Below are 20740 nucleotides of genomic sequence, written 5' to 3'. Positions count from 1 at the left end.
GGCGGATACTGGCCGCATGACGCCGTACGACGTGATCGTTCCGGCGGGCGGGGCCGCCCGGCGCCTCGGCGGCGCCGACAAACCCGGGCTGACGGTGGGCGAGACCACCCTGCTGGACCGGGTCCTCGCCGCCTGCGCGGGCGCCCGTACCGCCGTCGTGGTCGGCCCGGCCCGGCCGACCGTGCTCGGCGGCGTCCACTGGACCAGGGAGCGGCCGCCCGGCGGCGGGCCGGTGGCCGCCGTCGCGGCCGGGCTCGGCCTGGTCACCGCGGACACCGTGCTGCTGCTCGCCGCGGACCTGCCCTTCCTGGACCGGCGGACGGTGGAACGGCTGGTCGCCGCCCTCGACGGGGCCGGCGCGGCCGCGGACGCCGCCGTGCTGGTCGACGCGGGCGGCCGCGACCAGCCGCTCGCCGCCGCCTACCGCACCGGCCCGCTGCGCGCCGCGCTGGCCGCGCTCGGCGATCCGGCCGACCAGCCGCTGCGCCGCCTGGTCGGCGGGCTGGCCCGGCTGCGGGTGGCCGACACCGACAACGTCGCCTACGACTGCGACACCTGGGAGGACCTGGAGCAGGCCCGCGAGCGCGACCGGACGTGACCCCCACCGGCACCGTCACCGGCGTGTGAGCGAAACGACGCGCGCCGCACACGGGGCGAACACCTCGGCGAACCGGCCATCGGGCAGCATGGGCGCATGGAGCGCACGCTGGATGACTGGATCGCCGAGGTCAAGGCCGACCTGGGCATCGACCTGGACGTCGACGTCCGTGGTCTGCTCGACACGGCCCGGGTGGTCGCGCACGGAGTGGCCCGGCCGGCCGCACCGCTGACCGCCTTCCTGATCGGCTACGCGGCCGCCCGGCAGGGCGGCGGGGCGCAGGCCGTCGCCGAGGCGGCCCGGCGGACCGAGGCGCTCGCCGAGCGCTGGGGCGCCGCCGAGCGGCCGGACGAGTCGTGAGCGCGGTCGGACAGTCCACCGTGGCCGCACCGTCCACCGGCCCCGGCGTGCTGAGCTGGCCCCGGGCCCGGGAGACCGCGCGCCGGGCCGGGCTGCGCCCGCTGCCCGGGGTCCGGGCCCCACTGGCCGAGGCGCTCGGCCGCACCCTCGCCGAGCCGCTCTCCGCGCTGACCGACCTGCCGGCCTTCGACACCTCAGCGATGGACGGCTGGGCGGTCGCCGGCCCCGGTCCGTGGCGGGTCGCCGGCCGGGTGCTGGCCGGCCGGGCCGAACCGGCCGAGCTGGCCGACGGCACCGCCGTGGAGATCGCCACCGGCGCCCAACTCCCGCCCGGAGCCACCGCCGTACTGCGCCGTGAGCACGGGCGGACGGACGGCGTGCTGCTGCACGACCGCGGCCCGCAGCCGCTGACCACCGGCCAGGACGTCCGCCCGCGCGGCCAGGAGTGCCGCCGGGGCGAGGAGTTGCTGCCGTCCGGCGTTCCGGTCGGGCCGGCCGTGCTCGGCCTGGCCGCCGCCTGCGGCCACGACCGGCTGTCGGTCCACCGTCGCCCGGAGGTCCAACTGCTCGTCCTGGGCGACGAGTTGCTCACTGCCGGGGTGCCCGGGCCGGGGCTGGTCCGGGACGCGCTCGGGCCGCTGCTGCCGCCCTGGCTGCGGGCGGCCGGCGCCGACCCGGCCGAAGTGGGGTACGTCCGGGACGACTTCGGGCTGCTCCGGGACGCGCTGCGGCACTCCACCGCGGACCTCGTGGTCACCACCGGCGGAACGGCCGCCGGGCCGGTCGACTTCCTGCACCGGGCGCTCGCCGACGTCGGCGCCCGGCTGCTGGTGGACGGCGTCGCCGTCCGGCCGGGCCACCCCATGCTGCTGGCCGAACTCCCCGGCGGACGCCACTTGGTGGGCCTGCCCGGCAACCCGCTGGCCGCCGTCGCCGGGACGGTCACCCTCGCCCTGCCGTTGCTGCACGCCCGCAGCGGACGGACCGTCGGCGCCCCCGTCCTCGCCCCGGCCGCGGCGGCCCTGCCCGGGCACCGGACGGACACCCGGCTCCACCCGGTCCGGCGGACCGCCGAGGGCGTCCTGCCGCTGCCCTTCGACGGACCGGCGATGCTGCGCGGGCTCGCCCGGGCCGAGGCGCTGGCCGTGGTGCCGCCCGGCGGGGCGGCGGCGGGGGAGCCGGTCGAACTCCTGGAGGTGCCGTGAACCGATTCCGACGCAACCTGGCCCCGGGGACGGAGCCGTGGGCGGACGCCGGGATCGTGCTGCCCGCCCGGCGGGCCGATCCCGCCGTCCGGCAGGTCGGCTTCCGGCTACTGCTGGCGCTCGCCGTCCTGGTCGCCACCTCGTTCATCGTCTACCTGGACCGGGCCGGCTACAACGACAACGCCGGGGGCGAGCTCAGCTTCCTGGACGCGGCGTACTACGCCACGGTGACGCTCTCCACCACCGGGTACGGCGACATCACCCCGTTCAGCGACAGCGCCCGGCTCACCAACATCTTCGTGATCACCCCGCTGCGCGTGGTGTTCCTGATCATCCTGGTCGGCACCACCCTGGAGGTGCTCACCGAACGGACCCGCCTGCAATGGCGGTTGAACCGCTGGAGGTCCACCGTGCGCGAGCACACCGTCGTCATCGGCTACGGGACGAAGGGCCGCAGCGCCGTCGACACCCTGCTCGGCCAGGGGGTGAAGAAGGAGGAGATCGTCGTCGTCGACCCGCAGCGCAAGGTGATCGACCACGCCGCCCAGCACGGCCTGGTCGGGGTGGTCGGCGACGCCACCCGCACCGACACCCTGGTGCGCGCCGCGCTGCCCACCGCCGCCCGGGTGGTGGTCGCACCGGAGCGGGACGACACCGCCGTGCTGATCACGCTGACGGCCCGGCAGCTGAACAAGGCCGCCACCGTGGTCGCCGCCGTCCGGGAGGACGAGAACGCGCCGCTGCTGCGGCAGAGCGGGGCCGACGTCGTGGTCACCAGCTCCAGCTCGGCCGGACGGCTGCTCGGGATGTCGATGCTCAGCCCGCACGCCGGGGCGGTGATGGAGGACCTGCTGACGTACGGCAACGGGCTGGACGTGGTGGAGCGCCCGGTCACCCGGGCGGAGGCCGGGCACAGCCCGCGCGAGTGCGCGGACCTGGTGGTCGCGGTGGTCCGGGGCCGACGGGTGCTCAACTACACCGAGCCGGAGGCCGCCGTGCTCCAGCTCACCGACCGGGTGATCGTCATCAAGTCCAGTACGGTCCCGCCGACCGGCTGAGCCGTAGCGCGCAACCGCCCCGGCCCCGCAGTAGGTTCGGGGCATGCATGCGATGACGATTCCCGTACCCGGAGGTCCCGAGGCACTGGTGTGGGCCGAGGTGCCCGACCCGGTGCCCGCCGAGGGCGAGGTCCTGGTCGAAGTGGCGGCCACCGCCGTCAACCGTGCCGACCTGCTCCAGCGGCAGGGCTTCTACAACCCGCCGCCCGGCGCCTCGCCCTACCCGGGGCTGGAGTGCGCCGGGCGGATCGTCGCGCTCGGCCCCGGGGTGTCCGGCTGGGCGGTCGGCGACGAGGTGTGCGCCCTGCTGTCCGGCGGCGGCTACGCGCAACGGGTCGCGGTGCCCACCGGGCAGCTGCTGCCGCTGCCCGCGGGGCTGTCCGTCGAGCAGGCCGCGGCGCTGCCCGAGGTCGCCTGCACGGTGTGGTCCAACGTCTTCCTCACCGCGCACCTGCGGCCCGGCGAGACGGTGCTGCTGCACGGCGGCGCGAGCGGGATCGGCACGATGGCGATCCAGCTGGCCAAGGCGGTCGGCGCGCGGGTCGCGGTCACGGCGGGCAGCCGGGAGAAGCTGGCGCGCTGCGCAGAGCTGGGCGCGGACATCCTGATCGACTACCGCGAGCAGGACTTCGTCGAGGCGCTCCGGGAGGCCACCGGCGGGGCCGGGGCGGACGTGATCCTGGACATCATGGGCGCCAAGTACCTCCAGCGGAACGTGGACGCGCTGGCGGTCAACGGGCGACTGGTGATCATCGGACTCCAGGGCGGGGTGAAGGGCGAGCTCGACCTCAACGCGCTGCTGCGCAAGCGCGGCGCGGTGATCGCCACCAACCTGCGCGGGCGGCCGCTGGCGGAGAAGGCGGCGATCGTCGCGGCGGTGCGGGAGCACGTGTGGCCGCTGGTCGAGTCCGGGGTGGTGCAGCCGGTGGTGGACCGGGTGCTGCCGCTGGCCGACGTGGCCGAGGCGCACCGGGTGCTGGAGCGCGGGGAGCAGGTCGGGAAGGTCGTGCTACGGGCCTGAGAAGGGGGCGGCCCGGCGGCGGGGCGACGGCAGGCAGGGCGTGAAATCGCCCGAAATGCCGTAGCGCCGGGGGCGTGGGAATCTGGTCCGGAGCAGTCCCGCCGCCGATCCCGCCCCCGGGCGCCGTCGGCCGTCGGAAGGACTCCGACCGTGGCCGCATCACCGCACGCATCCCTCGGGCCGCTGCCCGTCGCGCCGCACCACCGTCGTACTTCCCGCCGCTCCCCGGGCCGTGTCCAGCGGCTGGTCGCGGCGGCCGTGCTGGGGCTCGCGCTCCCACTGGCCGCCGCCTCGGCGGCGATGGCACTGCCCTCGTCCGCGGTGCTGTCCCCGCCGGAGGCCGCTCCCTCGCCGGAGGCGGGGGCGAGCGCCGGGCAGGGCGGGGAACCGGACACCTCCGGGCCGGTGGCCGCGCCGCGGCGACGGCCGGTGCCGCACCCGCATCCGAAGCCGAAGCCGGACGGCGACCTCCCGCAGGCCCACCGGCACCACCCGGCCTCGCTGCCCGAGCGCTCCGACGCCGCCGTGGAGCAGGCACCCGAGCAGGCCGTCGAGCAGGCGCCCGAGCAGGCGCCCGAGCAGGCTCCGGAGCAGGCGCCCGAGCAGGCCGTCGAGCAGGCGCCCGAGCAGGCTCCGGAGCAGGCCCCGGAACAGAACCCGGAGCAGGCCCCCGAGCAGGCCGCCGAGCAGGCCCCGGAGCAGGGCGTCGAGGCCGAGCCGCCGAAGACCGACGGAAAGGCGGCGGAGGGCGAGGCTCCCGGCGATGCCGCCGTCCCGGACCCGGCCGCCGTGGACACCGCGGACGCCGCCACTGCCGCCGGACAGCCGGTCGCGGCCGTCGCCGCCGTGCCCGCGATCTTCCCCGTCCACTGGCAGGACGCCTCCACCACCCAGCTGCCGCTGGGCGTCGGCCTGGGGCTGATCGGCTGCGGCCTGGGACTGGTCGGCGTGCGGCTGCGCAAGGGCTGAGGCGCCGGTGCCGCGGCCGGGTGCGGTGGCTCGGGTGCCCGCGGCTCGGGTGCCACGGCTCGGGTGTTGCGGCTCGGGGACCGCGTCCGGGCGGGCGGTTCCGGGGCTCAGGGGCGGAACCGGAGCGTTCCCGGGGGCGGCGCGCCCGGTGCGGGGCCGGGCTTCCGGCGGGCGCGCGGCGGCGGGCCGGTGCGGTCCGGGCCGGGGCACCGTCGGCGGGCGGGCGGCGGCCGGGGAGCGGGAACTGAGTATCCGTACGGATTCCCGTGCGGCGGCCGGGGGCGTACCTTCGTCACGGGTGGCGCAGGACGGCGGGACGACCGGGGGCTTCCGCCCGACCAACCCCAGTGAGAGAGAATGTTGTTCATGACGAATCCGATGAACGAGCGCCCGTCGCAGGAGCCCTTCCGGGCCGCCGGCGGGCAGTCGCAGGACGGCCAGAAGGTGCTGATCGTCGGACCGGACGGGCTGCCCGTGGGCCAGGGGTTCGCCGGCACGGTCGGGGACGGGGACGACGAGGGCGACGTGCCGCGTGAGCTCCCGGTGACCGAGATGGTCGAGCAGCCCGCCAAGGTCATGCGCATCGGCAGCATGATCAAGCAGCTGCTGGAGGAGGTCCGGGCGGCGCCCCTCGACGAGGCGAGCCGGGCCCGGTTGAAGGACATCCACGCGAGCTCGATCAAGGAGCTCGAACTGGGACTGGCCCCGGAGCTGGTCGCCGAGCTGGAACGGCTGTCGCTGCCGTTCACCGACGACACCATCCCGACCGAGGCCGAGCTGCGGATCGCCCAGGCCCAGCTGGTCGGCTGGCTGGAGGGCCTCTTCCACGGCATCCAGACGGCCCTGTTCGCGCAGCAGATGGCGGCGCGGGCCCAGCTGGAGCAGATGCGGCGGGCACTGCCGCCCGGTCTGAACAGCGGCGAGTCGGACGAGGACGAGCCGGGCCCGGGCCGCGGCATCCGCTCCGGTCCCTACCTGTAGCCGCACCCGGCGGGTACCCGCCGGTACCCGCCGGCGGGTGCGGCCGGTCCGCCCGGACCGCCGCCGGGCCGGACGTACCACGACGGTCCGCCCCGGCCCCGCCCACCGGGACCGGGGGCCGGCGGCCCGGGACCGCTCCCCGGCCCTGGGCCGATCACCGTCGGCGCGAGCCGATACCCTGACCCCTGTCGCCGGCCGGTGGAACCGCCGCGACAGGGGCCCGCCGGGCCAGCGGGCCGGGCCCACCACGCACGGACGAGACCGAACGTCAGGCTGCGGCGAGCACGCCCGCGCCGAGGGGGAGCAGAGGACCATGAGCGAGCACGGCAACGCGGCGGTCGAGGGCTTCTCGCTGGGCAACGGCCGCTATGTGCTGCAGCGGCTGCTGGGCGAGGGCGGCATGGCCTCCGTGCACCTCGCCCACGACCGCGTGCTGGACCGGCAGGTCGCGCTGAAGAGCATGCACAGCGAGCTGGGCCGGGACGACTCGTTCAAGGAGCGGTTCCGCCGCGAGGCCCAGGCCGTGGCCCGGCTGGAGCACCCCAACATCGTCACGGTGTACGACAGCGGCGAGGACGTCGCCGCGGACGGCTCCAGCACGCCGTACATCGTCATGCAGCTGATCGACGGCAAGGGTCTGCGCGAGGCGATCAACGAGGCGATCGGCCAGTACGGCGCGATGCCGGCCGAGGAGGCCCTGAAGGTCACCATCGGCGTGCTGAACGCGCTGGAGGCCTCGCACGACATGGGCCTGGTGCACCGCGACATCAAGCCCGGCAACGTCATGTTCGACCGCAAGGGCAACGTCAAGGTCATGGACTTCGGCATCGCCCGTGCGCTGGAATCCGGCGTCACGTCGATGACCCAGACCGGCATGGTGGTCGGCACCCCGCAGTACCTCTCGCCCGAGCAGGCGCTCGGCAAGCCGGTGGACGCCCGCTCCGACCTGTACTCGGTCGGCGTGATGCTCTTCGAGATGATCACCGGGCAGCTGGTCTTCGACGGCGACTCGGCGTTCTCGATCGCCTACAAGCACGTCCAGGAGGAGCCGCCGGCCCCCTCCACCCTCAACCGCTCGGTCACCCCCGAGGTGGACGCCTTCGTCGCCCAGGCGCTGCGCAAGGACCCGGCGCACCGGTTCCAGAGCGCGGCGGCGATGCGGGACGAGGCGGAGCGGCTGATCGAGGCCGCCAAGGGCGGCGGCAACGGGCAGTGGCTGCAGGCCAGCACCCCGCTGGTGATCAACGAGGGTCCGCGCTCGGTGCACGCCGCCCCGCAGGCCCCGCAGGCGCCGCACAACCCGCAGACGCCTCAGCCGCAGTACCTCCAGCAGGGCGGGCCGCAGCAGTACCGGACCCCGCCGCCGGCGTACCCGACGCCGCAGCCGCAGACCCCGCACCCCTTCCCGCAGCAGTACCAGACCCCGCCGCCCGCCTTCCAGCCCCCGCGTCCGCAGGCCCCGCACACCCCGCACCCGCAGTTCCTGCAGCAGGGGGCGCCGCAGGCGCACACCCCGCCGCCGCAGCCGATGCCGCCGTACCAGCAGCCCAAGGCGCCCACCGGCGGCGGCTGCTCGACGGCCGTGGTCGTGATCGGGATCATCGTCGGCGTGCTGGTGCTCGCGGGCATCATCATCGCCATCGTGGTCAACAAGGCGGACGTGAAGACCGGCGGCAAGTACAGCCACGGGGAGCGTCCCGCCAACGTGCTGGTCGTCGACCTCCCCGCCGACCGGAATGGCCTGCTCTGACGGATTCCGGCCGGTTCGGGGGTGCCGCGTCCGTCCGCCGGAAGCGGTAGCGTTCGGGGATACGTAAGCGACAGGGCAGCGCGATCCGAGCGAACGCCCGGGGCGAGGAGCGATGGCACAGACGCAGCAGCCGGACGACGACGCGGGTGTCCGAGCGGTCGGCCGGACCGGCGGGACCCCGAGGATTCCCGAGCCCGGCAGCGAGGCCCAGACCTCGGCGCTGCCGCCGTTCGGCGGTCCGCAGACCCCGGGCCGCGGCACCGCCGTGCCGCTGAGCACCGTCGGCGACGGCCGCTACCGGCTGACCTACCGGCTCGGCCGTGGCGGCATGGCCGAGGTGTTCGCCGCCGAGGACGTGCGGCTCGGCCGCACCGTCGCGGTCAAGCTGCTGCGCGGCGAGCTGGCCCAGGACGACGTCGCCCGGCTGCGCTTCACCCGCGAGGCACACGCCGTCGCCGCGCTCAACCACCACTCGATCGTCGCGGTCTACGACACCGGCGAGGAGTACGTCGGGGACGAGTCCACGCCGTACATCGTGATGGAGCTGGTCGAGGGCCGCACCGTCCGCGAGCTGCTGGCGGACGAGGAGGCGCCGCCGGTCGACCAGGCGCTGATCATCATCGCCGGGGTGCTGGAGGCGCTCGCCTACAGCCACCGCAACGGCATCGTCCACCGTGACATCAAGCCCGCCAACGTGAGCATCACCAACGTCGGCGCGGTCAAGGTGATGGACTTCGGCATCGCCCGGGCGCTCACCGGCGGGGCGACCACGATGACCCAGACCGGCATGGTCATGGGCACCCCGCAGTACCTCTCGCCCGAGCAGGCGCTCGGCAAGCCGGTCGACCACCGCTCGGACCTGTACGCGGCCGGCTGCATGCTCTACGAACTGCTCACGCTGCGCCCGCCGTTCACCGGTGACACCCCGCTGTCGGTGGTCTACCAGCACGTCCAGGACCCGCCGCTGCCGCCCTCGCAGGCCAACGGCCGGGTGCCGACCGGGCTCGACCCGCTGGTGCTGCGCTCGCTCGCCAAGAACCCGGACGACCGCTTCCAGGACGCCGACGAGTTCCGCGCCCACGTGCAGCACGCGCTGCGCGAGATGCACGGCGCGGGCGGGGCCGGCTGGGTCGGCGCGACCGCGGGCGACACCGGCGCGACCCAGGTGCTCCGGCCGGACCAGGCCGCGGCCACCGCGGCCTTCGGCGCGGTGCGCCCGGGCGACCAGACCTCCGTGCTGCCGTACCCGACGGGCGGCCCGCACACCCCCTCGTCGCCCTACCCGGCGGCCGGCGGCCCGTACGGCGACGGCCCTGGCGAGGAGGACGGCGGCGGCCGGCGGCGCGGGCCGTGGGCCTGGGTGGCCGGTGCGATCGCCGTGCTGGTCGCGGCCAGCGCGGGCATCGCCTTCGCGCTCAGCGGCAACGACACGGTCGACCCCACGGTGTCCCCGACGCAGCCCCCGGCGGTCACCAGCAGCGACACGCCCGTGCCGGTCCAGAGCGGTCTGACGCCCCCGCCCGCCTCGGGCTCCGGCAGCAAGAAGCCGCAGCAGCCGACCGACCCCAACACCGCCGGGAACACCACCGGGAACAGCGGCAACAACATGTCGCCGTCGCCGGGTTGGGGCAAGCACAACACGCCGACCCCGACACCGACCGGGAGCGCGAGCCACACGCAGACGTCCGCGTCGACGGCGTCCTCGACCGGTGGCTCGACGCCGGGCGGGGGCGGCAACACGCCGCCGCCGAACCCGCTGCCGACCAAGACGATCCCGCCGGTGACGCCGCCGGCCTCGCTGCCCGCGCAGCCCGGGACCGGCTGACCGGCCGACCGGCTGACCCGCCTCGGCCGGTCCTGCCGACCTCGCGGGTCGGCCGGACCGGCCGGTGGACGCGGTCAGTTGGCGAAGGCGTCCAGGACCTGTTCGTACTCCTGGCACCACCACGCCAGCTGCCCCGCGGAGGCGGGGTAGAGCGGGTCGGCCCGGTGGTCGGCCCGCTGGTAGCGCCACTGCAGCATCCAGAAGTCGTTCAGCCGCTCCCACCAGACCCGGTGGACGGCGGCGGCCAGGTGCTCGGCGGTGGCGGCGCCGGAGGCCCGGTAGGCCTGTGAGTAGCGGCGGACCCGGACCAGGTCGAGGACGCCGGACGAGCGGTCGTTGAAGAGCAGCGTGGCGGCCCGGACCGCCTCCTCGGCGCGTGGCTGCGGGCCGAGCTTGTCCCAGTCCAGGACGGCCGTCACCCGGCCGCCCCGCGGGCCGTCGTCGTACAGCAGGTTGAGGCCGTGGAAGTCGCCGTGGGTCCAGCCGGTGGGGGGCGCGGCCGCCGGGGCGGGGCGGCGGTGGGCGTGCTCGGCGAGCAGTTCCAGCCGTTCCGTGAGCCGTTCCACCACCAGGGCGTCCAGCTCCCCGGCGGGGTGCTGCTCGCGGGCGCGTCGTCGCAGGTCGTGGGCGAGGGCGGCGCTGTCGACGGCGTCGGCGCTCCGGTATCCGGCGGGTTGTTCGAGGGGGGCGCAGACATCGTCGAGTGCGCCGTGCAGTCGGCCGAGCAGCGTGCCGAGCGCGTCGCACTGCGACGGTTCGAGCTCGCCGCCGTGCCGGTGCCGGCCCTCGACCCAGGGGAACAGCGCGAACAGCCGGCCGCCCCACGAGGCCACCGTGCCGGACCGTTCGGCGCAGGCCAGCGGGGGCGCGACGGGCAGTCCGAGGGCGTTCAGCGCGGCCATCGCGCGGTGGTGGGCGACGATCTTCGGGCGGCTGGCGGTGGCGGAGTCGACGTAGCACTTCAGGAAGTACGGACCGGCCTCGGTGGTGACCAGGTACCCCCGGTTCAGCAGGCCCTCGGCGACCGGTTCGGCGGTCAGCAGCCGTCCTGTCCGGTAGCGGGCCAGTACCTCGGCGAGCGCGCCCAGCGGGACGGGTGGGCTGAGGGTCCCCATCGGCGGTGCGGAGAGGTCGGGGCGGGCCGGGGCGCAGGCGAGGGTCTGGCTGAAAGTCACGTGCAGAGGTTATGGCCCCCTTGCGGGGGCCCTTGACAAGCCGTCAGTTCTGTGCAGTCGTGCGGTCAGTACTGGTGGTCGGCCTGGTGCCGTGCCACGAAGGCGGCCGCCTGGGTGCGCCGCTCCATGCCCATCTTGGCGAGCAGACTCGAGACGTAGTTCTTCACCGTCTTCTCGGCCAGGTGCAACTCGTTGCCGATCTGACGATTTGTCATACCTTCGCCGATCAAATCCAGGATCCGCCGCTCCTGCTTGGTGAGCTGGGCGAGCCGCTCGTCCTCCTTCTCCCCGCCGTCGCGCAGCCGGGCGAGCACCCTGCTGGTGGCGATCGGGTCGAGCAGCGAGCGGCCGGCCGCGACGTCCCGGACGGCGGTGATCAGGTCGGTGCCGCGGATCGCCTTCAGCACGTAGCCGGAGGCGCCGGCCATGATCGAGTCGAACAGCGCCTCGTCGTCCGAGAACGAGGTCAGCATCAGGCACTTGATCTCCGGCAGCCTGGACCGGATCTCGCGGCAGACCTCGACCCCGTTGCCGTCCGGCAGCCGGACGTCGAGCACCGCCACGTCCGGGTGGACCGCCGGGATCCGGGTGAGCGCCTCGGCGGCCGTGCCGGCCTCGCCGACCACCTCGATGTCGTCCTCGACCGAGAGCAGATCGTGCACGCCCCGCCGGACGACCTCGTGATCGTCGAGCAGGAATACCCTGATTTGTCCGTTATCAGTCACGTCCAAAGCCTCCCATACCACCGTACGAAAGACCTATCACCCGTACCCCGGTCACGACGTGATCCGGCCAGAGCCGTCCGAAACCGATACCGAGAACCCCCTTACGCACGGGCTTCCGCCCGGATAACGTGCGCTGGTGTCCTGAAGGCGCTCGAATTGAGAGCTGCGTCACGCCGACCGTCACCCCCACCCTTCCGACGGCGAGCCGATCGCGGCACCCTCGGGGTTGTAGGCCCTGAACAAGTAGGACGTCCTAGCGCAAGCGCGTCGAGGGCGGACGCTGGGTAACGTTCTCGTGAGGGACGCCGTCGGAACAGGATCACCACCTGCCCCGCAGTGGGAGCGCACACCCACGCGCGCCCCGCGAGGCGGTGACCGGACCGGTCACCGGCGACCCCGGGCGGCCGGACAGACCGAGGAGTGAACGTGACCGTCAAAAGCACGGCGAGGGCTCGCAAGAAGGCGGCCCCCGGCGTCCCTGACACCCTCCGCGCCAAGGGCAAGGACGCCCAGCCGGAGCTCGTCCAGCTGCTCACGCCGGAAGGCGAGCGGGTCGAGCACCCCGACTACCCCCTCACCACCACTCCCGAGGAGCTGCTCGCCCTCTACCGCGACCTGGTGCTGGTGCGCCGGTTCGACGGCGAGGCCACCGCGCTCCAGCGCCAGGGCGAGCTGGGCCTGTGGGCCTCGCTGCTCGGCCAGGAGGCCGCCCAGGTCGGCTCCGGCCGCGCCATGCGCCCCGGCGACTACGCCTTCCCCACGTACCGCGAGCACGGCGTCGCCTGGTGCCGCGACGTCGACCCGCTGAACCTGCTCGGCATGTTCCGCGGCGTGAACCACGGCGGCTGGGACCCGAACGAGAAGAACTTCCACCTGTACACCATCGTGATCGGCGCGCAGGCCCTGCACGCCACCGGCTACGCGATGGGCATCACCAAGGACGGCGCCGACGACGCGGTGATCGCGTACTTCGGCGACGGCGCCTCCAGCCAGGGCGACGTCAACGAGGCCTTCACCTTCGCCTCGGTCTACAACGCGCCCGTGGTCTTCTTCTGCCAGAACAACCAGTGGGCGATCTCCGAGCCCACCACCACCCAGACCAAGATCCCGCTGTACCGCCGCGCCTCCGGCTTCGGCTTCCCCGGCGTCCGGGTCGACGGCAACGACGTGCTGGCCTGCCTGGCGGTCACCCGCTGGGCGCTCGACCACGCCCGCAGCGGCAACGGCCCGGTGCTGATCGAGGCGTTCACCTACCGGATGGGTGCCCACACCACGTCCGACGACCCCACCCGCTACCGGCACGCCGAGGAGACCGAGGCCTGGAAGGCCAAGGACCCGATCAGCCGGCTCCGCGCCCTCCTGGAGAAGGAGGGCCTGGCCGACGAGGCGTTCTTCGCCGCCGTCGACGCCGAGAGCGAGCAGCTGGGGCTGCGGGTGCGCGAGGGCGTGCGCGGCATGCCGGACCCGGACCCGACCCTGATCTTCGACCACGTGTACAGCGAGCCGCACACGCTGGTCGATGAGGAACGGGCCGAGTACGCCGAGTACGCGGCCTCCTTCGAGGCGGGGGAGAACCACTGATGGCCGGTCAGCTGAGCATCGCCAAGGCGCTGAACGGAGCGCTGCGCAAGTCGCTGGAGAACGACCCGAAGACCGTCCTGATGGGCGAGGACATCGGCAAGCTCGGCGGCGTCTTCCGGATCACCGACGGCCTCCAGAAGGACTTCGGCGAGGACCGGGTGATCGACACCCCGCTCGCCGAGTCCGGCATCATGGGCACCGCGATCGGTCTGGCGCTGCGCGGCTACCGTCCCGTCGTGGAGATCCAGTTCGACGGCTTCGTCTACCCGGCCTTCGACCAGATCGTCTCCCAGCTGGCCAAGATGCACGCCCGTGCGCTGGGCCACGTCAAGCTGCCGGTCACCGTGCGCATCCCCTACGCGGGTGGCATCGGCGCGGTCGAGCACCACAGCGAGTCGCACGAGGCCTACTTCGCGCACACCGCCGGTCTGCGCGTGGTCACCCCGGCCAGCGCGCACGACGCGCACTGGATGCTGCGGCAGTCGATCGAGTCCGACGACCCGGTCATCTTCCTGGAGCCCAAGCGCCGTTACTGGGACAAGGGCGAGGTCGGCGACGCCGCGGACCTGGGCCTGCACGACGCCCGGATCGTCCGGCCCGGCACCGACGCGACGCTGATCGCGTACGGCCCGATGGTCAAGGTCTGCCTGGAGGCCGCCGCGGCCGCCGAGGAGGACGGCCGCCGGCTGGAGGTCGTCGACCTGCGCTCGCTCTCCCCGGTGGACTTCGCCGCCCTGGAGGAGTCGGTCAAGCGCACCGGTCGGGCCGTCGTGGTGCACGAGGCACCGGTCTTCCTGGGCATGGGCGCCGAGCTGGCCGCCCGGCTGACCGAGAAGTGCTTCTACCACCTGGAGGCACCGGTCCTGCGGGTCGGCGGCTACCACGCGCCGTACCCGCCGTCCCGGGTCGAGGAGGCCTTCCTGCCCGACCTGGACCGCGTGCTCGACGCCGTCGACCGCGCGCTCGCGTACTGAACCGGGGAGCGAAGATGACCACCGAAGTTCGCTCGCTCCGCGAGTTCAAGATGCCCGACGTGGGCGAGGGCCTCACCGAGGCCGAGATCCTCAGCTGGTACGTCAAGCCCGGTGACACCGTCACCGACGGGCAGGTCGTCTGCGAGGTGGAGACCGCCAAGGCGGCCGTGGAGCTGCCCATCCCGTTCAACGGGGTGGTCGAGAAGCTGCACTTCCCCGAGGGCGCGACGGTCGACGTCGGCACCGTGATCATCTCGATCGCGGTCGCCGGGGAGGCGGGGGCCGCGGCTCCGGCCGCCCCCGCCGCGGCTCCGGCTCCGGCTCCGGCCGAGGAGGCCGAGCCCGAGCGGCGCGAGGTGCTGGTCGGGTACGGCCCGCGCACCGGCACCGCCCAGCGCCGGGCGCGGCGGACGACCACCACCAGGGTCGCCGCGACCACGCCGGCTCCGGCGGCCGCTCCGGCCCCGGTCGCCGCCCCGGCTCCCGCGGCGCCCGCGCCGGTCGCCGAAGTGCCCGGCGGGGAGCGGCCGTTGGCCAAGCCGCCGGTGCGCAAGCTGGCCAAGGACCTCGGCGTCGACCTGCGCGCGGTCACCCCGACCGGCCGGGACGGCGTGATCACCCGCGAGGACGTGCACGCCCACGCCGCCGCTCAGGCCGCTCCGGCGGCTCCGGCCGCCGCGGTGGCGGAGGTGGCCGGAACGGCCGTGGCCGAGCCGACCGCGCCGCAGGTGCTGGTGCCCGCCGCGGGCGACGTCCGGGTGCCGATCAAGGGCGTCCGCAAGGCGACCGCGCAGGCGATGGTGGCCTCGGCCTTCACCGCCCCGCACGTCACCGAGTTCGTGCAGGTCGACGTGACCCGCACGATGAAGTTCGTCCGCCGGCTCAAGGAGAGCGGGGAGCTGGGCCGGGACGTCCGGGTCAGCCCGCTGCTGATCGTCGCGAAGGCGCTGCTCACCGCGATCAAGCGGCACCCCGGGATCAACGCGCAGTGGGACGAGGCGGCCCAGGAGATCGTCCTCAAGGGCCAGGTGAACCTGGGCATCGCCGCGGCCACCCCGCGCGGCCTGATCGTCCCGAACATCAAGGACGCCGGGTCCAGGACCCTCGCCGGGCTGGCCGCTTCGCTCGGCGAGCTGGTCGAGACCGCCCGTCAGGGCAAGACCTCGCCGGCCGACATGCAGGGCGGGACGGTCACCATCACCAACGTCGGCGTCTTCGGCGTCGACACCGGCACCCCGATCCTCAACCCGGGCGAGGCCGCCATCCTGGCCTTCGGGGCGGTCCGGGAACTGCCGTGGGTGCACAAGGGCAAGGTGGTCCCGCGTCAGGTGACCACGCTGGCGCTCTCCTTCGACCACCGCCTGGTGGACGGGGAGCTGGGCTCCAAGGTGCTGGCCGACGTGGCCGGGCTGCTGGAGCGCCCGAAGCGCCTGATCACCTGGGGCTGACGGAACCGACGGGACCGAAGGAACCGGCGGGACCGAAGAAACCGACGAAGGGGCCCTCCTCCGCACCGCCGTGCGGGGGAGGGCCCCTTCGGTGTACCGCCCGTCGACTAGCGCTGGGGACGGAGTCGACGGACGGCGACCAGGACACCCGCTCCGAGGGCGAGGAAGAGGGCGGAGCCGAGGGCGAGGAAGGTGTTGGCGGAGGAGGAGCCGGTCCGGGCCAGCTCGGGGGTGCCCGCGGGGGCGGTGGTGGCCGGGGCCGACGCCTTCGGGGCCTGGGTGGCGGGGGCGGCCGGAGCGGTGTCCCCGGTCCGGTCGACGGCGGGCTCGGCGGGCTCGGCGGCCTTGGTGGGCGCGGGCTTGGGCTTGGCCGGGGTGGTCGGCTTGGCAGTGGTGGTCGGCTTGGCAGTGGCGGTGCCCTGGGGGTGGGTCACCTTGACCGTCTTGAAGTCCGAGCTGCCGGGGCCCTGGGAGCCGGCCATCTCCGCCGAGGCGAACAGGTTGATCGTGGTCACGCCGGCGGGGGTGGCGGCGGCCAGCGAGTAGCGGAACTTGAAGGTGTCGGAGCTGTTGGCGGCCATGCGCTGGCGCTGGGAGCCGGTGACCTCGACGGAGCGCATGCAGCCGTCCTGCAGCTGGAGGTTCTTCCAGGCGCCGGTGTAGTCCAGGTACTGGATCCTGACGTCCTTGAGGCGGGCCGCGGCGCCCGGGCCCGGGGTGACGAGGCCGAGGAAGGGCTCCATGCCGTGGGCGTCCTCGGCGGCCTTGTTGGTGACCTTGAGGGAGACCTCGTTCCAGCTGCCGTCCGCGACCACCGAGGACTTGGCCGAGGTGATGGCGGTGTCGGGGGAGAGCCCGGGAACGTTGGTCGGGGCCTCGTACGCGCCGCCGAGCCGGTGGTCGCCGCAGGCCCAGGCGGTGTCGGTGGCGAGGAACTGGACGCCGCCGGCGAGGACGACGGTGGCGGCGACGGTGGCGATGCGGCGGCGGCCGGAGAGCGCGCGGTCGTTCTTCGCAAAACGGGTGATAACGGGCATGCGCATGACGTGAGTCCCCAGGGTCGACGTGCTGATGGTGTGAGTGGGTGAAGACGACCGGCTCCGCTCCTCGTGAGCGGAAGCGCCCCCCGGCTCCGCCGGTCTCGCTCTCCGTGCCTTCATCCGTATAGACGCGCATCCCCGCGGGGGGTTGCAGACGGGTTCCGAAATTTTTTCGGGCTTCTCCGGCGGGTCCCAACGACGGCCCGAGGAATGGTTGGTATGACCTGGATGATCCGAAATGTGCGGATCGTTCGGCCAGGTCGGTGACTTTTTCGCGGCCGGATAGGGGAGTCCCGGCCGCCCGGGTACGTCTCCGCTCCATCACCCGGGCGACACCGGGTGACCGGCTCCCGGAGGACGCACCCGCATGCCGCCTGGCAACCCTGGCCGTCTCGTCCGGAGTCTGGCCGCACTCGTGCTGGTGTCCGCCGCCGCCCTCCCGGCCGCCCTGGAACTGACCGGCCCCCCGCCGTTCGGAGTGATCGGTCCGGGGGCCCCGGCCGACCGCGCGGTGCCGCCGCACACGGCCCTCCAGGCCGACCAGCGGATATCCGCGGCCGCCCCGACGGTCGACATACGCCGCACCGGGGACCCGGCCAACCGGATCACCCTGGTGCTGCTCGGCGACGGCTACACGGCCGACGAGCAGGAGCTCTTCCGGCAGCAGGCCGACAAGGCCTGGCACGCGTTGATGGACATCGAGCCCTTCCGCACCTACCAGGGCTTCTTCAACATCAGGCGGGTCGAGGTGGTCTCCCCGGTCTCCGGGATCGCCGAGTCCGAGAGCCGCGGCCGCAGGACCGCCACCCCGCTCGGCATGCACTTCTGGTGCGAGGGCACCGCCCGGCTGCTCTGCGCCGACGAGTCCGCCACCGCTCGCTACGCGGGCAACGGCGCCGGGCCGCAGTACCTGATAGCGCTGGCCAACTCCACCGAGTACGGCGGCGCCGGCGGCACCGGGGTGACCACCCTGGCGGGCGGCAGCCCGGACGCCGGGCGGATCATCCAGCACGAGATCGGGCACACCGTGGGGGACCTCGGAGACGAGTACGACAGCGCCCCGGACGACGCCGACTACCCGAACCTCGCCACCCTCAACGCCGACGACATGCGCAGGAAGCAGACCAAGTGGTGGCGCTGGCTGGGCGCCGAGTCCCCGGACGGGGCCGGCGTGATCGGGGCGTACCGCAGCGCCAACGGCCTCTACCGGCCCACCCCGGACTCGGTGATGCGCACCCTGGGCAGCGCGTACAACCTCCCCTCGCGCGAGGCGATCATCGAGGAGCTGTACCGCAGGGTCCGGCCGACCGACACCCCGGTGCCGACTCCCGGCGAGGTGTCCGGGCGGCCCCGGCTCGACGTCCGGCCGCTGCCGCTGACCGGCCCGCGGCAGCTGAAGGTGGAATGGAAGGTGGACGGCGTCCCGGTGGCCCCGCAGTCCGCCGACGGCTCCTGGCTGGACACCGCCCGGCTGGAGCTGGCCCCGGGCCGGACGGCCACCGTGACGGCGACCGTCCGGGACACCACCGACTGGGTGCGGGACGAGGCCTTCCGGGAGCGCTCCATGACCCGCTCGGTGTCCTGGACGCTGACCGGCTGACCGGCTGACCGGCTGACCGGCTGACCGGCTGACCGGCTGACCGGCTGACCGGCTGAGGCCCGGTCACGCGCCCCCGGGTCAGAGCATCCCATCATGGGATGACTAATCTGGTCGGACTATGACCGTGGAGCCCGCTCGCCCAGCCCCGTCCCCGTCCGTCCCCGCTCCCCGGCTCATCGCCGACCCCCCGGCCGCGTCCGTACCCGCGCCCGTGTCCGTTTCCGCGCCGGTGTCCGTGCGCGCGTCCGCGCCGCCCGGCGGCCGGGCGGCCTGGCTCGCCTGGTCCATCGGGGTCAGTGTCTACATCCTGGCCGTCATCCACCGCACCAGCCTCGGGGTGGCCGGACTGGACGCCGCCGACCGCTTCGGCATCGGCGCCTCGGCGCTCTCCACCTTCTCGATCCTCCAGGTGCTGGTCTACGCGGCCATGCAGATCCCGGTCGGCCTGCTGGTCGACCGGTACGGGCCGCGCCGGGTGCTGCTGTCCGGCGTCGTGCTGCTGAGCGCCGGCCAGCTGGCCTTCGCGTTCAGCTCCGACTTCGGCCCCGCGCTGGCCTCCCGCGCGGTGCTCGGCTGCGGCGACGCGATGACCTTCATCAGCGTGCTGCGGATCGCCGCCCGGTGGTTCCCGGCGGCCCGGAACCCGTTCGTGGCCCAGCTGACCGGCCTGGCCGGGATGGGCGGCAACCTGGTCACCACCGTGGTGCTCGCCAGGGCGCTGCACAGCGAGGGCTGGACGCCCACCTTCACCGCGATCGCGCTGCTGGGCGCGGTGGTGTTCGCGCCGGTCGCGTTCCTCCTGCGGGACGCGCCCCACCAGGAGGCCGTCGTCCGGCCCGGGGCGGCCGCGGCGCGGCCGAAGGTCGGCCGGCAGGTCCTCGCCTGCTGGCGGGAGCCGGGCACCCGGCTCGGGCTCTGGATCCACTTCACCACCCAGTTCCCCGGCAACGCCTTCGGCCTGCTCTGGGGCCTGCCCTACCTGGTGCAGGCCCAGGGGATGTCCCGGGCCGGGGCCGGCGGGCTGCTGACCCTGCTGGTGCTCAGCAACATGACCTTCGGCTTCGTCTTCGGCCGGCTGCTCTCCGTCTCGGCGCGGGCCCGGATGCCGATCGTGCTGACCGTCGTCGCGACCACCGCGCTCGGCTGGGCGCTGGTGCTGGCCTGGCCCGGCGGCCACCCGCCGGCCTGGCTGCTGGTCGGAATCATCCTGGTGATGGGCAGCAACGGCCCGGCCTCGCTGGTCGGCCTGGACTACGCGCGCGCCCGCAACCCCGCGGAGCGGCTCGGCACCGCGTCGGGGATCGTCAACATGGGCGGCTTCATCGGCACGATGATCACCCTGTTCGGCATCGGCGTGCTGCTGGACGCGCTCTCCCCGGACGGCGCCGGGTCGTACTCGGCCACCGCCTTCCGCTGGGCGTTCTGCTGGCAGTACGTCCCGCTGGCGGTGGGCACGGCGATGATCCTGCGGCTGCGCCGGAAGGTCGCGGCGCAGGCGGGCTGAGCCCGGGGCCGGACGGGCCCCGGGCGACGGCCCGTACGGCCCCGGGCCTCAGATGGTGACCGAGAAGTTGGCCAGCACCCGCTCGGCCAGCTCCCGGTCTCCCTCGACGGAGACCGGGCCGGGCCGCCCGCGGCCGCAGGCGAGCCGCAGGTAGGTCTCCCAGTCCATGGTGAGCTGGACGTCGGGGGCCAGGCTGATCGACTCGTCCACGGTGCAGTGGCCGGTGGCGTCCACCCGGACGGTGCGCAGGAACTCCACCGGGCCGGTGACGTCCAGCACCAGGGCCGTCCCGGCCGGGGCCCCGGCCTTGTTGGCGACGGCCTTGGGCAGCAGCTCCAGCAGCAGGTCCCGGGTGATCAGGGCGGCCGGGGCGTCCAGGTTGCCCGGGGTCTCCAGGGCCCGGCGCAGGTCCTGCTCGTGCACCCAGACGTCGAAGGCCCGCATCCGCAGCAGCTCGTGGTACGGGACGTCCCTGGCCAGCGGCCCGGCCGGCCAGCGCACCGGCTCCTCGGGCGTCTGCTTGGCGTTCCGCAGCGCCCGGGAGCGGCGGATGATCGTGTACTCCAGCTCGCCGGTCATCTCCAGGGCGGTGTGGCAGCGGCGCTTGTCGACCGGCAGCTCGACGTAGCGGGCGAACTCGGTGGTGACGTGACGGAGGTCACGCGGCAGCGAGTGGATCGGGCGCGGGTCGCCGAGCAGGTCGGACTCGACCGCGATCACGTGCGAGACGACGTCGCGGACGGACCAGCCGGGGCACTCGGTGGCCCGGTTCCAGGAGCCCTCGGGAAGGGGGGCGACCAGCTCCGATATGGACTCGATGGTCTGGGTCCACGCCTCGGTGTAAGCCTGCACGGTCTGGTTGTCCGTCACGGGAATCTCCGGCCCTCCGTCAGCTTCCTTGCCGCCTGCGCCCCGCCGTCACGGCC

Annotated in this window: 16 protein-coding genes and 1 pseudogene; 13 read left to right on the top strand and 4 right to left on the bottom strand. The window is 74.2% G+C overall.

Annotation, left to right across the window (positions count from 1 at the left end; genetic code table 11):
* The first annotated feature begins 16 nt into the window (after window positions 1-16).
* The 8 genes and pseudogenes from ACWGKU_RS10675 (at window position 17) to ACWGKU_RS10640 (ending at window position 9767) form a co-directional block, all read left to right on the top strand.
* Window positions 17-958, top strand: a pseudogene (locus ACWGKU_RS10675) (NTP transferase domain-containing protein).
* Window positions 955-2163, top strand: coding sequence for a molybdopterin molybdotransferase MoeA (locus ACWGKU_RS10670; protein WP_452178192.1), 1209 nt, complete (start codon window positions 955-957; stop codon window positions 2161-2163). Before ACWGKU_RS10675 ends, ACWGKU_RS10670 begins: the two are co-directional and overlap by 4 nt.
* A complete protein-coding gene (locus ACWGKU_RS10665; protein WP_452178191.1) occupies window positions 2160-3221 on the top strand; it encodes a potassium channel family protein in 1062 nt (353 codons plus the stop codon). Before ACWGKU_RS10670 ends, ACWGKU_RS10665 begins: the two co-directional genes overlap by 4 nt.
* A 43-nt stretch (window positions 3222-3264) precedes the next feature.
* A complete protein-coding gene (locus ACWGKU_RS10660; RefSeq protein WP_380541314.1) occupies window positions 3265-4242 on the top strand; it encodes an NAD(P)H-quinone oxidoreductase in 978 nt (325 codons plus the stop codon).
* A gap of 150 nt (window positions 4243-4392) precedes the next feature.
* Window positions 4393-5211 (top strand): hypothetical protein, encoded by an 819-nt coding sequence (locus ACWGKU_RS10655; protein ID WP_452178190.1) that lies wholly within the window; start codon window positions 4393-4395, stop codon window positions 5209-5211.
* A 366-nt stretch (window positions 5212-5577) separates the two neighbouring features.
* Window positions 5578-6192, top strand: a complete 615-nt coding sequence (locus ACWGKU_RS10650) for a bacterial proteasome activator family protein (RefSeq protein ID WP_380353386.1) — start codon at window positions 5578-5580, stop codon at window positions 6190-6192.
* A gap of 313 nt (window positions 6193-6505) precedes the next feature.
* The gene (locus ACWGKU_RS10645) at window positions 6506-7942 is read left to right on the top strand and encodes a protein kinase domain-containing protein (RefSeq protein ID WP_452178189.1); all 1437 of its coding nucleotides are present in this window, start codon (window positions 6506-6508) and stop codon (window positions 7940-7942) included.
* Between the two features lie 112 nt (window positions 7943-8054).
* The gene (locus ACWGKU_RS10640; RefSeq protein ID WP_452178188.1) at window positions 8055-9767 is read left to right on the top strand and encodes a protein kinase domain-containing protein; all 1713 of its coding nucleotides are present in this window, start codon (window positions 8055-8057) and stop codon (window positions 9765-9767) included.
* A 74-nt stretch (window positions 9768-9841) separates the two neighbouring features.
* On the opposite strand, the gene ACWGKU_RS10635 is transcribed toward ACWGKU_RS10640, so the two are convergent.
* Both ACWGKU_RS10635 and ACWGKU_RS10630 read right to left on the bottom strand, forming a co-directional pair.
* Window positions 9842-10942, bottom strand: a complete 1101-nt coding sequence (locus ACWGKU_RS10635) for a phosphotransferase (protein WP_359897692.1) — start codon at window positions 10940-10942, stop codon at window positions 9842-9844.
* A gap of 65 nt (window positions 10943-11007) precedes the next feature.
* Window positions 11008-11667, bottom strand: coding sequence for a response regulator transcription factor (locus tag ACWGKU_RS10630; RefSeq protein WP_359897693.1), 660 nt, complete (start codon window positions 11665-11667; stop codon window positions 11008-11010).
* A 426-nt stretch (window positions 11668-12093) separates the two neighbouring features.
* Here ACWGKU_RS10630 and pdhA point away from each other — a divergent pair, with 426 nt between their 5' ends.
* From pdhA to ACWGKU_RS10615, 3 genes are read left to right on the top strand one after another with little or no spacing between them, the layout of a single operon-like run.
* On the top strand, window positions 12094-13248 hold the full coding sequence (gene pdhA / locus ACWGKU_RS10625) for a pyruvate dehydrogenase (acetyl-transferring) E1 component subunit alpha (protein ID WP_380353393.1): 1155 nt from the start codon (window positions 12094-12096) through the stop codon (window positions 13246-13248).
* Window positions 13248-14222: an alpha-ketoacid dehydrogenase subunit beta gene (locus ACWGKU_RS10620; protein WP_396300480.1), complete on the top strand. Its 975-nt coding sequence runs from the start codon at window positions 13248-13250 to the stop codon at window positions 14220-14222. The genes pdhA and ACWGKU_RS10620 overlap by 1 nt, the downstream gene beginning before the upstream one ends.
* Window positions 14223-14236: 14 nt before the next feature.
* On the top strand, window positions 14237-15670 hold the full coding sequence (locus tag ACWGKU_RS10615; RefSeq protein WP_452178187.1) for a dihydrolipoamide acetyltransferase family protein: 1434 nt from the start codon (window positions 14237-14239) through the stop codon (window positions 15668-15670).
* Between the two features lie 107 nt (window positions 15671-15777).
* Here ACWGKU_RS10615 and ACWGKU_RS10610 read toward each other — a convergent pair whose 3' ends face one another.
* Complete coding sequence (locus ACWGKU_RS10610) at window positions 15778-16713, bottom strand: LPXTG cell wall anchor domain-containing protein (RefSeq protein ID WP_452178186.1); 936 nt, start codon at window positions 16711-16713, stop codon at window positions 15778-15780.
* A 364-nt stretch (window positions 16714-17077) separates the two neighbouring features.
* Here ACWGKU_RS10610 and ACWGKU_RS10605 point away from each other — a divergent pair, with 364 nt between their 5' ends.
* Both ACWGKU_RS10605 and ACWGKU_RS10600 read left to right on the top strand, forming a co-directional pair.
* Entirely contained in the window at window positions 17078-18310 is a 1233-nt protein-coding gene (locus ACWGKU_RS10605) for a M64 family metallopeptidase (protein WP_401050336.1), read from the top strand.
* 211 nt (window positions 18311-18521) lie between these two features.
* The gene (locus ACWGKU_RS10600; protein ID WP_452178185.1) at window positions 18522-19814 is read left to right on the top strand and encodes an MFS transporter; all 1293 of its coding nucleotides are present in this window, start codon (window positions 18522-18524) and stop codon (window positions 19812-19814) included.
* A 48-nt stretch (window positions 19815-19862) separates the two neighbouring features.
* On the opposite strand, the gene ACWGKU_RS10595 is transcribed toward ACWGKU_RS10600, so the two are convergent.
* On the bottom strand, window positions 19863-20684 hold the full coding sequence (locus tag ACWGKU_RS10595) for a maleylpyruvate isomerase family mycothiol-dependent enzyme (protein ID WP_359897700.1): 822 nt from the start codon (window positions 20682-20684) through the stop codon (window positions 19863-19865).
* Window positions 20685-20740 lie beyond the last annotated feature (56 nt).

The sequence above is a fragment of the Kitasatospora sp. NPDC054768 genome, assembly GCF_053612025.1.
Note: the sequence above shows the minus strand (reverse complement) of the source record. Positions and strands in the feature narration are given on the sequence as shown.